The organism is Sodalinema sp., from assembly GCF_046483825.1.
GTDB lineage: Bacteria > Cyanobacteriota > Cyanobacteriia > Cyanobacteriales > Geitlerinemataceae > Sodalinema.
Genome location: NZ_JAWOCL010000030.1, coordinates 1 through 13,862, shown reverse-complemented (window position 1 = coordinate 13,862; position 13,862 = coordinate 1). Strand labels below are relative to the sequence as shown.

At 51.9% G+C, this 13,862-nt stretch carries 9 protein-coding genes; 7 read left to right on the top strand and 2 right to left on the bottom strand.

What is annotated here, in order from left to right; genetic code table 11:
* The 3 genes from R6U67_RS02075 to R6U67_RS02065 form a co-directional block, all read left to right on the top strand.
* A partial coding sequence (locus R6U67_RS02075) for a hypothetical protein (protein ID WP_410251005.1) occupies window positions 1-622 on the top strand: 622 nt, incomplete at its 5' end.
* On the top strand, window positions 523-1,080 hold the full coding sequence (locus R6U67_RS02070; RefSeq protein ID WP_410251006.1) for a sulfotransferase domain-containing protein: 558 nt from the start codon (window positions 523-525) through the stop codon (window positions 1,078-1,080). The genes R6U67_RS02075 and R6U67_RS02070, both read left to right, overlap by 100 nt.
* A gap of 28 nt (window positions 1,081-1,108) precedes the next feature.
* The gene (locus R6U67_RS02065; protein WP_410251004.1) at window positions 1,109-2,092 is read left to right on the top strand and encodes a glycosyltransferase; all 984 of its coding nucleotides are present in this window, start codon (window positions 1,109-1,111) and stop codon (window positions 2,090-2,092) included.
* 190 nt (window positions 2,093-2,282) lie between these two features.
* On the opposite strand, the gene R6U67_RS02060 is transcribed toward R6U67_RS02065, so the two are convergent.
* Window positions 2,283-2,774 carry a diheme cytochrome C gene (locus tag R6U67_RS02060; protein ID WP_410251002.1) on the bottom strand — a complete coding sequence of 164 codons (492 nt, stop codon included), beginning with the start codon at window positions 2,772-2,774 and terminating at the stop codon, window positions 2,283-2,285.
* Window positions 2,775-3,116: 342 nt separating this feature from the next.
* Between R6U67_RS02060 and R6U67_RS02055 the strand changes: the two genes are divergently transcribed.
* Window positions 3,117-4,349, top strand: a complete 1,233-nt coding sequence (locus R6U67_RS02055) for a glycosyltransferase family 4 protein (protein ID WP_410251001.1) — start codon at window positions 3,117-3,119, stop codon at window positions 4,347-4,349.
* Between the two features lie 65 nt (window positions 4,350-4,414).
* On the opposite strand, the gene R6U67_RS02050 is transcribed toward R6U67_RS02055, so the two are convergent.
* Entirely contained in the window at window positions 4,415-5,278 is an 864-nt protein-coding gene (locus R6U67_RS02050) for an SH3 domain-containing protein (protein WP_410251000.1), read from the bottom strand.
* A gap of 418 nt (window positions 5,279-5,696) precedes the next feature.
* Between R6U67_RS02050 and R6U67_RS02045 the strand changes: the two genes are divergently transcribed.
* The 3 genes from R6U67_RS02045 to R6U67_RS02035 form a co-directional block, all read left to right on the top strand.
* Window positions 5,697-8,423, top strand: a complete 2,727-nt coding sequence (locus R6U67_RS02045) for a GAF domain-containing protein (RefSeq protein ID WP_410250999.1) — start codon at window positions 5,697-5,699, stop codon at window positions 8,421-8,423.
* A 101-nt stretch (window positions 8,424-8,524) separates the two neighbouring features.
* The gene (locus tag R6U67_RS02040; protein WP_410250998.1) at window positions 8,525-10,762 is read left to right on the top strand and encodes a GAF domain-containing protein; all 2,238 of its coding nucleotides are present in this window, start codon (window positions 8,525-8,527) and stop codon (window positions 10,760-10,762) included.
* 429 nt (window positions 10,763-11,191) lie between these two features.
* The coding region (locus tag R6U67_RS02035; RefSeq protein WP_410250997.1) for an ATP-binding protein at window positions 11,192-13,862 on the top strand (2,671 nt) is incomplete at its 3' end.

The window sequence follows — 13,862 nt, the reverse complement described above, 5'->3', positions numbered from 1 at the left end:
TGAGACTTGGGAGACTTATTTGCTATTGTTTCAAACCTTAGCAGAAGCGAAACAATGGACGGGTGCGATCGCCGCTTGGTGGCAAGCCATTACACTCGATCCGTACCAAGGATGGTGGCGATATGAGCGCTGCTTAAGTCTTTCAAAGACTTACCATAAATTGGATGAATTGGAAAGCCTATTTAGACAAGAATTTAAGAAAAATCCCGGCGAATTAGATCTAGGTTTAAATCTAAGTGCGATTCTCGAACAGCAAGGTCGCCTCGAAGAGGTTTATACGCTCCATCAAGAAATTGCCAATTATAAACTCAAACAACGTTGCCCGGATCTATCTCCTCAAATCCCCCTAAAATCGCCCCAAGTTAACTTTACAATTATCGGCGCTCAAAAAAGTGGCACCTCCTCACTTTACTATTACCTAGAAGAACATCCCAATATCTCCGTCTCCATCAAAAAAAACTACATTTTTGGTCGCTTCACTATGAAAAAGGTCAAACCTGGTATCGATCGCACTTCTTACCCATTCCAGAAGGTCAAGTGTGGCGAACAGGTGAAGCGAGTCCGACCTATCTTGACTCTCCCGAAACCCCGGAACGGATGTATCACGAGTATCCCGACATGAAACTCATTGTTTTACTGCGCAATCCCATCTCTCGTGCTATTTCCCACTATTATCACTGGGTGCGACTCAAAAAAGAGTCTCGTCCTCTTGACATTGCCTTGACCGAACAACTTGCAGAGATTCCCGATTGGGACGATGTCATTTCCATTCGCAATCACTACATCGCTCGGGGCTGCTATGTCAAGTTCCTGGAAAAATGGCTCCGCTTTTTTCCTCGCGAACAGATGCTAGTCATCCCCAGTGAACGCTTCCAAGACCATCCCTCAGATATCGTACAAACGGTACATTCCTTTCTCAAGATTCCCCCTAAACCTTTAGAAAACTTGGAGTATTACAATGTCGGCGAGTATCACGTTGAGAACCCGAGCTTAAAATCGCAACTGCAAGACTTTTATGCTCCCTATACCCAAGACTTAGAGACGTTACTCGGGCAATCCTTTCCCTGGACAACACCATGACAACACCATCATCATAATCGAGGACTCCATGGTTCAAATTTCTGTCATTCTTCCCGTCTATAACGGAATGGAGACGATCGCCGATACAATCGATTCAGTCTTAGGGCAAACCTTTGCTGACTTTGAACTGATTATCATCGACGATGGCTCAACCGATGATACCCTATCCGTTGTTAAGGCGATCGCCGATGAGCGTATCCAAATTCATCAATTTAGCAACGCGGGACAGGGAGAAAGTCGCAATCGTGGCGTCGCCTTAGCCAATGGAGACTATCTCTCCTTTATCGATGCCGATGACTTGTGGACTCCCGATAAACTCCAACAACAATGGCAGGCCTTGCAAACCCATCCCCAGGCCGCCGTCGCCTACAGTTGGACCGACCACATTGACGAAAATAACCAGTTTTTCAGAGCTGGCCCCCACCTCACCTTTTCCGGTGATGTCTATAAACGGCTCATCATCAGTGATTTTGTCGGTAGTGGGTCCAATGTTCTGATTCGTAAGTCTGCCTTTGAAGCCGTAGGTGGATTTGCCCCCAGTCTCACCCCAGCCGAAGATTGGGATTTATGGGTCCGATTGGCGGCCAACGATGAGTTTGTCGTGGTTCCCCAAGTGCAAATTCTCTATCGAACCGTCACCTCGTCCTCATCTTTTAATTTAGCCAAGATGGAGGCATCCAGCTTACAGGTCATCGAACGTATTTTTGCCGCCGCTCCCCCCGAGTTACAGCACCTCTCGCGGATTTGTCGCGGTCATCGCTATAAGTATTTAACCTATAAAGCCTTAGATTTAACCCCAGAACGACGACGGGCCAGAGCGGCCTTTCGCTTTTTAGCCTTGGCCCTCAGGGATGACCCGAGTCTGTGGCGACGACGGGTGATTTGGAAAGTTCTGCTGCGAGCAACGGCGGGATGGCTGCTGCCGCAAGCTTGGGCTAAGTCCCTGCTGAGGCAAGTCCCGAAACCCTTTGAGATTGAGGCTTTATTGTTTCATATTCGCTTTGACCCCTAGGATGACCCAAAACGTCACAATAGCGTCATTTCTCTGTAACCTGCGCTCGTTATGCTGTTATCGAAGACGACGTGAAACGCTTGGGGAGACGGTTTTAACAAGTTTGGACGGACTTCCCCGGTGTACTTGCTCGGCTCTATCCTAAAGGTTCCTACAGCCCTACCCGTTCGCGGGTAGGGCTTTTTTGCCCTCACTCCCAGTCGGGACTGAGGCGGCGGATGTCAAATTGATCGACTTGAGGATGGCAGCTACGACAACTGTTGAAATCAAGGGAGCGAGGCAGGTCGACGTTAGGATGTAGGGCGGCCAAGGGACGGGAGTATTGAAAGCGGAAGGGAACCGACTCGCTGTTGGCACTGTTCGGACGAGAAAAGGTTTGCAGATAGTCCCAGACGATTTGGATTTGGGGGCTGGGTAGGACTTCAATGCGTTGGCCATAGTGATTCTCGTCCAGGAGCAGATCTCGCCAGGTTTCCGTGGGGAAGACGGCCGGAGGAACGCCAATATGGCAGGACGCACAGGCTTCGAGATAGAGGGCTTGCCCCGTTTGGTATCGCTCGGGAATGGGATCGACGGTTCCGATGTGGGGCGCCTGAGAGGGGTTTGGGGATGAGGAGTTTGGGGATTGCGATCGCCCCACTCCGGCCAAGCCCCAGCCTAGCCCCACAGACCAGACCAGCACCAGCAGGCTCAACAGCAGCACCGAGGGACGTCGCCGCTGTGGGGTGTTCGCGGACCGGTTCGCGGACAGGGATGTAAGCGGCCTAAGCCGGGAAGGGGGATGAGGATCCGACATCGCAATTGCTAATTTGGGCGAATTTGGGCTTCTTTGGGCTTCAAAATTGACCCGGAATTGTTGACACGTGATTGGGGTTGAGGAGAAAATAACGAGAGTTTTAAGTTCCCATGCTATCGGAAATCCTGTCCGATTGTCAACGCTCCGGATTGGTTAAAAAACTGAGGTATGATGCAGTTTATACCCCGGCGATCGCCTCAATCGGGCCTGTTTCACGAGCCTATTTGAATGGATATTCTCATTTACGCTTATAATTATCATCCCGAACCCATTGGCATTGCACCGCTGATGACAGAACTGGCCGAAGGACTGGTTCAACGCGGCCATCAGGTGCGCGTCGTCACCGGAATGCCCAATTACCCACAACGGCAAATTTATGAGGGCTATCGGGGTAAACTCTATGTCACCGAGGAACGGAACGGCGTCAAAATCCAACGCTGTTTTGTCTGGGTTCGCCCCAAGCCGGGACTCGTCGATCGCATCCTCCTCGAAACCAGTTTTGTTGGGACCAGTTTTATCCAAGCCCTCAATGGTAAACGTCCCGATGTCATCTTACTCACGGTTCCGCCTTTACCCGCCTCCGTCCCCGCCACAGTATTTAAATGGATGCAGCGGGCGCCAGTGGTGTTGAATTTACAAGATGTTCTGCCCGAAGCGGCGGTTGTGGCAGGGTTACTGACCAATAAATCCTTGATTCGTGTCTTTGAATCCCTCGAACGATTTTCCTATCGCTACGCCAATAAAATCGCGGCAATTTCCGATGGGTTTGTGGACAATTTGATTCACAAAGGAGTCAGCCCTGATAAAATTACACTAATCCCGAATTGGGTCGATACAGACTTTATTCGTCCCCTGGATAAACAGGATAATTCCTTTCGTCGAGAGCAGGGACTCGAAGGGAAGTTTATTATCTTATATTCTGGGAACATTGCCCTCACCCAAGGACTTGAAACCCTGATTAAAGCCGCCGCAAAATTGTTAGATCAGCCCGATATTGCCATCGTCATTGTAGGTGAAGAACGGGCGTTAGGAGCATTACGCGATCGCCGCGACAAACTCGGCGCCACCAATGTTAAACTTTTACCCTTTCAACCTCGCGAACGGCTACCAGAAATGCTCTCAGCAGCCAACGTGGGCATGGTCATGCAGAAAAAGACGGTCATTGCGATCAATATGCCCTCGAAAATCCAGGTGTTACTGGCCAGTGGTCTCCCGATTTTAGCCTCCGTTCCCGATAGTGGAACCGCCGCCAAAGCCGTTCAAACCAGTGGTGGTGGGTGGGTGGTTCCTCCCGAAGATCCCGAGGCGATCGCCCAAGCCATTCGTCAGCTCAAATCCACCCCAGAAACCCTCGAACAACTCAGCCAACAAGGACGACAGTACGCCCTAGATAATTATTCATTCTCCGAAGCCCTTGATCGCTATGAAGCCCTCTTCAAGACCGTAGTTCATGAATCTTAAAGCCAATTAGATCACCGTAAAAACACCGAGATACCTGTCAATTACAAATCAACAAATCACCTCAATTAACGAATTTCAATCTTAGTGTCATACTCAAACCCTCGGAAATTGGAATTATATTCGAGAATGTACTCACCACTGCTCGGGAGTTCTCCCCTCCAAGTGCTACGTCCCTGCATCGCCGCCGCATCCGTAATTTCTCGACCATTAGGAGCGCGCACAAACGGTAGAGGACCATTACCCATCGCCGTGAGCGTCATCGTCTGTTGCGCCCTCGCCTCCAAGCGATACTCATGGAACCCCGTTCCCACAAAGCGATCGCTCAGACGAACCGCCGTCGCCCCAGTCGGGAAACTTAATTCAGCCACCAGCTCATTACAACGGCTATTGGTCAAACTTTTCGCAATCCAACCCGGTTCCGGGTCCGAAATTCGCCACCAACCTGAGTCTTCCCCCGTGATCATCACCCAAGCCCCGTCATCGAGCTGTCCGACCACATTATCATCGGCTACCTCCGGCTGCGATCGCACATTTAAAGGCGCACTAGGATCATCCACCTGGGCCATGGTCGTCTCACAACGAAGAACCTCCACCTGAGCCGGTTGTACCGTAGCGGGTTCTGGCGTCGGGGTTGGCGTCGGAGTTGGCGTTGGCGTCGGAGAGGGCGTCGGAGAGGGCGTCGGAGTTGGCGTTGGCGTCGGAGTTGGCGTCGGAGAGGGCGTCGGAGAGGGCGTCGGAGTCGGAGAGGGCGTCGGAGTCGCATTCAAGTCCACCGACGGAGTGGCCGGAGTCTCCTCGGGTTCCGAAGTTGGCTGATCCGTCTGAGATTGATCCAAGTCCGGGGGAGTCGGCGAGTCTGGCTGACAGCCCGCAAGCAAGCCCAGTAGGACGAACCCGAGCAACGATGGCAATTTAGGGAAAAATTTCATTATGTAGCTAAGCCCGAATCTGCGAGAACGACTCTGACCGACGTCAGTCTCCCTGTATTATAGGCTCCCCGAACACCAGCTAAATCTGAGTTGCCCATAGAGCGACTGGACACCAACCCTTGCCAACCATTGCCAAAATGACATCCAATCTGCTAGGGCCGAACCATTGCTCATCATTAATCTTGCTCATCAATCTCGCTCAAACAACCTCAACCCCAATTAAGATTGAATAACACAGGGATCAAGCCCGACGACTTTATTTATAATGGTCAATAGTATTAAATTTCCAACCTCCACAGGACTCCTTGGCCTAGCCCCGTGTGTTGTGTCATCTACCCAGCGTATCAAACGCAAAACTTAGCATCATTCTTCAGTTGGCTTGCCAGTGTTAATGAGAGGAAGTGCCCCGTTCAATCCTATGAATTCACAAAAGACAACAGAAGATCTCAAACAGCGTCTTAATCGCGAAGTCTTGTTACAGCGAATGACGCAGCGAATCCGTAACTCTCTCGACCTGCAAGAGATCCTCGATGCAACAGCCGTCGAAACCCGACAGTTTTTAGGAGTTGATCGGGTAAAAATTTATCGCTTCAACGCCGACGGTAGCGGAACCGTCATTGCCGAGGACGTTCAAGACGATCGCCTACCTCGTCTATTAGGACTCACCTTTCCTGCCGATGATATCCCCCCCGAAGCCCGTGAGCGCTTTGTACGGCAACGAGTCCGCAGTATCGTCAACGTAAGAGACCGTTGCATCGGCATGAGTCCCGCCGACGATGCCTTTTTGCCTCGGGATTATAAAAAACTCGATCCCTGTCATGTCGAGTATCTTACCGCCATGGGCGTCGCCTCATCCCTCTGTTTGCCCATCATTCATCATGACCAACTCTGGGGACTTCTCGCCTCCCATCATGGAGACCCACGACAGTACGACCTGCCGACCCTGCAACTAATTCAGGCCGTCGTCGATCAAGTGTCCATCGCCATCTCCCAATCGGCCTTACTCGCTGAAGCCCATCAGCAACAGCAACGGGAAGCTGCCGTCAACCAAATTGTCAGCCTCCTGCACGCTCAGCCAACCATCGAATTTAGCACAGCCATCGACGCTGCCATTGAGTCCCTAGGGGGTCAAGGCGGTCAACTCTATATTCTGCGAGACTCGCCGCTGCGTTTATGTCGCGGTCGACAGCCGAGTTTTAGCGAATCCTCCTCTGACATTTCCCTCGAACAAGCCGTTGAGTCTTGGTGGCACGCCAGCTTCCCCAACCGAGATCTCCCCCTCTATCCCCTCCTAGAGACCGCGAATCTGGCCGAGGTGCCTCAATTACATCCGTTAGTCGAGGCCTTTAGCCAAGCCCAACTTAGGGGACTGTTGGCCCTCCCCTTACATCATCGGCAACAGTTTTTGGGCTACCTGATGGTGTTTCGCCAAGAAATTGACCTAGAGATTTGGTGGGCCGGTAAATTTGACACCAATCGACGGCAAGAACGCCCCCGTCAATCCTTTGAGGCTTGGAAACAACTCAATCGCGGCCAATCACTCCCCTGGAGTGACCAAGACCGACAACTGGCGCGGGAGTTGAGTGAGCGTTTCGCCTCCGCCGTTCAGCAATATCGGCTGTATCGGGAGGTGAACACTCTCAATGCGACCCTCGAACGCCAAGTTCAACAGCGAACCACCCAACTTCAGCAGTCCTTGCACCTCAGTCAAGCCATGGCTGAACTCGCCGATCAGATTCGCAGTAGCTTGGACTTAGATGAGATTTTACAAACCGTTGTCCACAAAGTGCGGAGTCTCTTGCAGGCCGATCGCGCCGTGGTGTATCAAGTCTTTGAAGGGGGAGAAGGACGCATTACCGTTGAAGATATCCAGGGGAATTGGCGCTCGGCTTGGGGCATTGAGACCCCACCGGGGTGCTTTCCCGAACATCTCGAACAGAAGTACAGCCAAAGCGGCCAAGCTCGGGCTATGGACGACATTGAGACGGCCAACCTAACCCCCTGTCACCGAGAATTTTTGGAGAGTTTACAGATTCAGGCCAATCTGATCGTACCCATTCACTGCGATCGCCAACTCTGGGGCCTGATTATCGCCCACCAATGCGGCCACCCCCGTCACTGGAGCGATCGCGAAATTGAACAAGTCGAACAACTGGCCCGTCACGCCTCCATCGCCATCTCCCAGGCCGAACTCTTTGCCAAAAGTCAACGGGCCACCCGCACCGCCAACGCCAAAGCCGAACAACTCGAAAAAGCTCTCGAAGAACTCACCCAAACCCAAACCCAACTGATTCAAAGCGAGAAAATGTCCAGCTTGGGACAATTAGTGGCCGGTGTTGCCCATGAAATCAACAATCCCGTCAACTTTATCTACGGGAATCTCGTCCATACCAGTGAGTACACCCAAGATCTGCTAGATCTCTTAGATCTGTATCAGGAACATTATCCCCAACCCATTGAAGAGATTGGCGATCGCATCGAAGAAATTGACCTAGAATTTCTCGTCGATGACTTGCCCCGAATGCTCGGTTCGATGAAACTCGGCGCCGAGCGGATTCGCCAAATCGTCCTCTCCCTGCGTAATTTCTCCCGTCTCGATCAATCAGAACTCAAACCCGTTAACCTACACGATGGCATCGAAGGAACCCTAACCATCCTGCACCATCGCCTGAAAGCCAAAGCCGATCGCGCCGCCGTGAACGTGGTCAAAGACTATGGAGACTTGCCCCTAGTTGAATGTTACGCCGGTCAACTCAATCAGGTCTTTATGAATCTGATTAGCAACGCCATCGATGCCCTGCATCCCTTTGACAAAGAGAAAGCCGAACGTACCATTCGCATTCACACCGAACAAGTGGCCGAGAACCGAGTTGCCGTGATCATCGCCGATAATGGCTGTGGCATTCCCGAAACCGTGCGATCGCAGGTATTCGATCCCTTCTTCACCACCAAACCCGTCGGAATTGGCACCGGATTGGGCCTATCGATCAGTTACCAGATTGTCACCGAAAAACATCATGGTTCCTTTACCTGCATCTCGCAACTGGGGGTTGGGACTGAGTTTCGCCTAGAAATTCCCATTAACCAGTCCTCCACTCATCCTCAGCTACCCAACGAAAGTTCCACGGCGACAGCTAAGATATAAGCGAGTCTACGCGAGTCGAATCGAGTCCCCCCCCAGGCGATCATGTCCCAAACTTGGGTCCGGCTGCGCTTGCCAATACCGTAAGCGACCCCAAACGTTCCATGTTGAATCTCGATGAATGGGATGAAGTGCGATCGTGTTGCCAAAATGAGGCAGCATTTGAGCGCCTCAAACAAATTTTAGCTAGAGCTTCCACCAGCCCGCCGTCGGATGACTCCCCGGCCCTGGTGGAAGCTCGTTTGCAAATCGAACGGCAAAACGCCCTCGCCAACGCCATTGCTCGCATTCGCGAATCCCTGGAACTCCAAGAAATTTTTGACAGTACCACCCAAGAATTGCGCCAGTTACTCAGCGCTCACCGTATCGCCATTTATCGCTTCTATCCCGACTTTAGCGGTGAATTTGTCGCCGAATCCGTCGAACCGGGCCACCCAGCGATTATCAAACCCTCAGCCAACGCCTCGGAGAATCGCTCCAAACAGATTCTGCTCGGAACAGCTCCCACCCCTCAAAACTCCCCAGCCTATACCGTCCCATCATCGAGCAATGGACATCCCTACACCAGTTTGGCCGACCAGGATATCTTAGATAATCCCGGAACCATCCCCCTATCCGGGCGGGGGAAGTCCCCAGCCCAGGTGTTAGAAGAGCATGGTTCCCCAGACTCGGCCATCGTGCCGATTTTACAGGGACAAGTCCTCTGGGGCTTACTCTGCGCCAGCCATAATCAAGATCAGCCGCCTTGGAACATTGACGATATTGAACTGCTTGAGCGCGTCAGCATCAACCTCAGCGTCGCCTTAAAACAAGCTGAATTATTCCAACGCACTCAGCAACAAGCCCGAAAACTGGCCAAAGCCACCCGACGGGAGAAAACTCTGGCCGTCACCGTCGAAAAAATTCGGCGATCGCTCGATATTGATACCATCTTTAGCACCACCACCCACGAAGTTCGCCAACTTCTCGATGTCGATCGCGTGGCCGTCTATTACTTTAACCCCGACTGGACCGGCCAGTTTGTGGCCGAATCCGTCAGTCCCGGCTGGGTGCATTTATTGGAGTTACAAACCACAACCCCTGAACTGCAAACCAACCTGGCCCTATGTTCCCATATGCAGCAGCTCATTGAGGGGCAAAAACACGGCAAAAACCAAGCTCATTCCGACAAAATCCCCCAACGGCGAGTCTTTACCGTCGAAAACGTCGAGCGCAGCCACTTCGCCCCCGCCTATCAAGAGGTGTTGCAGCTCTATCAATGCCAAGCCTACGCCATTGTTCCCATCTATCAAAATCATCAACTTTGGGGACTTCTCGCCGCCTATCATAATGCTCACCCTCGGGCTTGGGATGCCTCAGATCTCGATTTGTTAGGCCAGATTAGTGAACATCTCGGAGTCGCCCTGCAACAAGCCGAACTCCTCGAACAAACCCGAATGCAAGCCCGTCGTTTGGCTCAAACGTTACAGGATTTACAGAAAACTCAAACCCAACTCATTCACAGTGAAAAGATGGCCGGTTTAGGACAATTGGTGGCTGGAGTTGCCCATGAGATTAACAATCCTGTTAATTTTATTTATGGCAATCTCAGCTATGTTCGTGACTATACCCAGGATTTAATCGGCTTAATTGAACTGTATCAAGAGGAAGAGGCTCCCAACTCCGAGGCGATCGCCGAGTGCATTGAGGAGATTGATTTGCCCTTTATCCTCGAAGATCTCCCCAATCTCATTAACTCCATGAAAACGGGAACCGATCGCATTCGGAAAATTGTTCAATCATTACGGATCTTTTCCCGCCTCGATGAAGCCCAACGAAAAACCGTTGATATTCATGAAGGACTCGAAAGCGTCCTCTGGCTTCTCAAACACCGCTTAAAAACCGGAAATGGCGATGAAATAAAAGTCATTAAGAAATTTCAAAACCTCCCCAAAATCAATTGTTATCCCGCCGAACTGAATCAAGTCTTCATGAACTTGATCAATAACTCCTTAGATGCTTTAAATGATGAGCATAAATCGCGACAATGTTCAAGCGATAAAGAGGCCAAAAAACCGGCGATCGCCATCCTCACCCAGAAACTCAATGATGAGTTTATTGTGATCCGAATTGCCGACAACGGCATCGGTATCCCCGAACCCATCCGTCGCAGAATTTTTGACCCCTTCTTTACCACAAAATCCCCCGGAAAAGGAACCGGATTAGGACTTTCCGTGAGTTACCAAATCGTTGTCGAAAATCATGGCGGCGACTTAAGTGTTAAATCAAAACCCGGCGTCGGGACCGAATTTGTCATCGAAATACCCATTCATAGCGACAATGACGACATCATCAAAGCCTAGCCCCTCCGAAGACTAATCCTCTCGATACCCCAAGAGCGATCCCCGCTTAACACCTCTGTCGTCCTCTAATATCGACCTGAACCGCCTCCGTTCTCCGTCACAGCGGCCGACCGAATTGTCCCCAACTCACCTCTCTGTTACAATCAAGAGCTAAATCTGAAAAGACTATCAAACTTAGGCAAAAGTCAACGTAAATTCATCTAAATTTACGTAGGTTTGCGTAGGTTAACGTGAGTGGCCATAACCGTCAACCCACGTTAACCCAAGCGTCAAACTTGGAAATGAAACGGCATCAGGCGTTCGGAATCCGTCCCATCGCGGTTGGGGTTAGCCCTAACCCACGAGGCCAACCCTCCCATCGAAACCTGTCTCGTTCATTCCCTGGCGCAGAACCTAATGACCTTGCCTCTCCTCCGTGATCCCCTCCTTATGGATTATCTACAACCTCAAAAAATCTGGCAGCGTTGGCGACAACGACACCAATCCGGGTGGCGGCCCCGTAACCTACTGGTTTATGGTCTGTTTGGAACCCTAGCCGTCGGTGTTAGCCTCACGGCCTGGATCAGCTACAGACTGGTACGAGAGCTATTACTGACCAATATCAGCCAGGGAGCAATTAGCGAAGTCCGAGAAGGGGGACAAGAACTCGAAGACTGGTTTCAAACCCAGACCTTTTACCTAGAAGGTTTAGCCAATAACCCCACCATCGCTTCGGGAGACTGGGAGCAGATCCAACCCTATCTGGCCCGAGAAGTTGAACGCCTCGACAATTTCATTAGCTTGGCGATCGCCAACCGCGAGGGAGAATTTCGTAACCATCAACAGCAAACCGGACAAGTTGACGATCGCCAGCACTTCCAAACCGCCATGGAAGAAGGACGCATCAGCTTCAGCAACCCCATCATCGGCCGGGCCATTGGTGAACCGCTGATTGGCTTTACCCTTCCCCTAGCCACTGACCCCGACGCCCCCCAACCCTCAGCCGCCAGCGCCCTCATCGGTGGTATTAGTATCGATCAGTTCGTCCTCACCCTCAATCAAATCCAATACGGAGACGATAGTTACGCCCTAGCCTTCGACTCCAATAACCAGCCAGTCGCCAGCCCCGGATTTCAAAATCAGCTACCCGAATCCCTAAAACTTCAATCTCCAGATATTAGCCAAGACTTCGCCTCCCTGCTACTCCCGGATCTCAACCCGGACATCTTGCAAAAGGGAACCCTCAACGGTGAGGCCATCTATTTCGCCTATCACCCCATTCAAGCCCCCAACTGGACCGTCGTCTTAGTTATTCCCCAAGAGAACATCGAAAAACAACTCGAATCTCTCAACCTCCTGGCGGGAGTTCTCAGCGTGATCCTGGCCCTGGCCACCATTCTCGCCGGACGGCAAATCAACGACGCCGAACAGTCTCGCGCCCGGGCCGAACGAGAAGCCCTCCTCAATGGCCTCACCAGTCGCCTGCATACCTCCCTCGATCTCGATAAAACCCTACCGCCAACCCTCGAAGAACTCACCGATCTCCTCGTCTTCGATGCGATCGCCTTCGCCTGGTACGATCGCCGTCAGCAATCGCTCACCCTAGCCGACCGCCATCCCCAAAACAGCCAACTCTTCGCCGACAGCACTCATCTCGAAGCCGCCGAATCTCAAAAAGACCTCGACAGCCAACTCCGCAACGGCGAAACCGTGACCCTCATCCGTCACCCCCAAGCCGAATCCATTACCCTACATCGGGGCCATTACTCCGCCTTTCCCGTCATCAACCGCCTGGGAACCCCCGGTTATCTCCTCTGTCATCACGGTCTCCCCATCCCCATCAATAACAATGAAGAAGAGTTCATGCGGCGCGTCGTGGCTCAACTGTCCATCGCCCTCACCCAAGCTCATCTTCATGCCGAAAGCCAACGGGCCGTCATCTCCCTAGAACGGGAACAACAACAATTGCGACAAGTGGTCACCAACGCCCCCGTCGCCATGGCCATGTTTGACAGCCAAATGCGCTTCCTAGCCTTTAGCGAAAAGTGGGTCAGCGATTACCAGCTACAAGATCAAGATCTATTAGGGGAATGCCTCTACGACGTTCTCCAGGATCTCCCCGGCGATCGCCACCAGGCCCACCAAGAAGCCCTCGGAGGACAGGTGATCACCGAACCTGAACTCGTTTGGCAGCGTCAGGACGGAGATCTCCTCTATTTACGCTCGGCCATCCACCCCTGGTATAAGTCAGAAGGGGAAATTGGCGGTATTATTGCCGTCACCGATCGCATTGATGATTTGGTCAAAGCCCGACTCGAAGCCGAACGGGCCGCCCAATTCAAAGCCGAGTTTTTGGCCAACATGAGCCATGAAATTCGCACCCCCATGAATGGCGTGATGGGAATGACGAGTCTCCTCAGTCGCACCCAATTAACTCGACAACAGCGCGATTATGTCTCGACCATTTCCCGCAGCGCCCAACATCTGTTAACCCTCATTAACGATATTCTGGATTTCTCCAAGCTCGAAGCCGGGGAAATGGAACTCGATGCCATCGATTTTGACCTCGATCGCTGTATCGAGGATATTGTGGATGTCATGGCCACCCAAGTTGAAGATAAAGTGAGCCTGGAACTGGCCACCCTGATTGACCCCAATGTTCCCCGCCATCTACGAGGCGATCCCGCTCGCTTACGTCAGGTCTTGCTGAATTTAGTCAGTAATGCCATTAAGTTCACCGAACGAGGCGAAGTGGTGATTCAAGCGGCTCTGGAATCGGAACAGCATAACTCCGCCACCATTCGTTTTGCGGTGCGAGATACCGGCATGGGTATCCCCAAAAGCGCCCAGACGAAACTGTTTCAGTCCTTTTCTCAGGTGGATGCTTCAACGACCCGTCAGTATGGTGGAACTGGCTTAGGACTCGCCATTTCACAGCAATTAGTCCATCTGATGGAGGGCAAGATTGGCGTCGAAAGTGTTGAGGGAATTGGCTCGATCTTTTGGTTTACTGTCCCTCTGGAGTTAGCCGATTCAACCCCCTCTTCAGCCTTGCCGCAAATGCCTCTGAATATCAGTCGGCTGCGGTTGTTGGTGGCGGCTGAAAATGCGACCACGCGCC

Coding starts and splice junctions, on each gene's coding strand:
- R6U67_RS02065 (WP_410251004.1), top strand. CDS start 1,109: ATGGTTCAAATTTCTGTCATTCTTCCCGTCTATAACGGAATGGAGACG.
- R6U67_RS02055 (WP_410251001.1), top strand. CDS start 3,117: ATGGATATTCTCATTTACGCTTATAATTATCATCCCGAACCCATTGGC.
- R6U67_RS02050 (WP_410251000.1), bottom strand. CDS start 5,278: ATGAAATTTTTCCCTAAATTGCCATCGTTGCTCGGGTTCGTCCTACTG.
- R6U67_RS02045 (WP_410250999.1), top strand. CDS start 5,697: ATGAATTCACAAAAGACAACAGAAGATCTCAAACAGCGTCTTAATCGC.
- R6U67_RS02040 (WP_410250998.1), top strand. CDS start 8,525: ATGTTGAATCTCGATGAATGGGATGAAGTGCGATCGTGTTGCCAAAAT.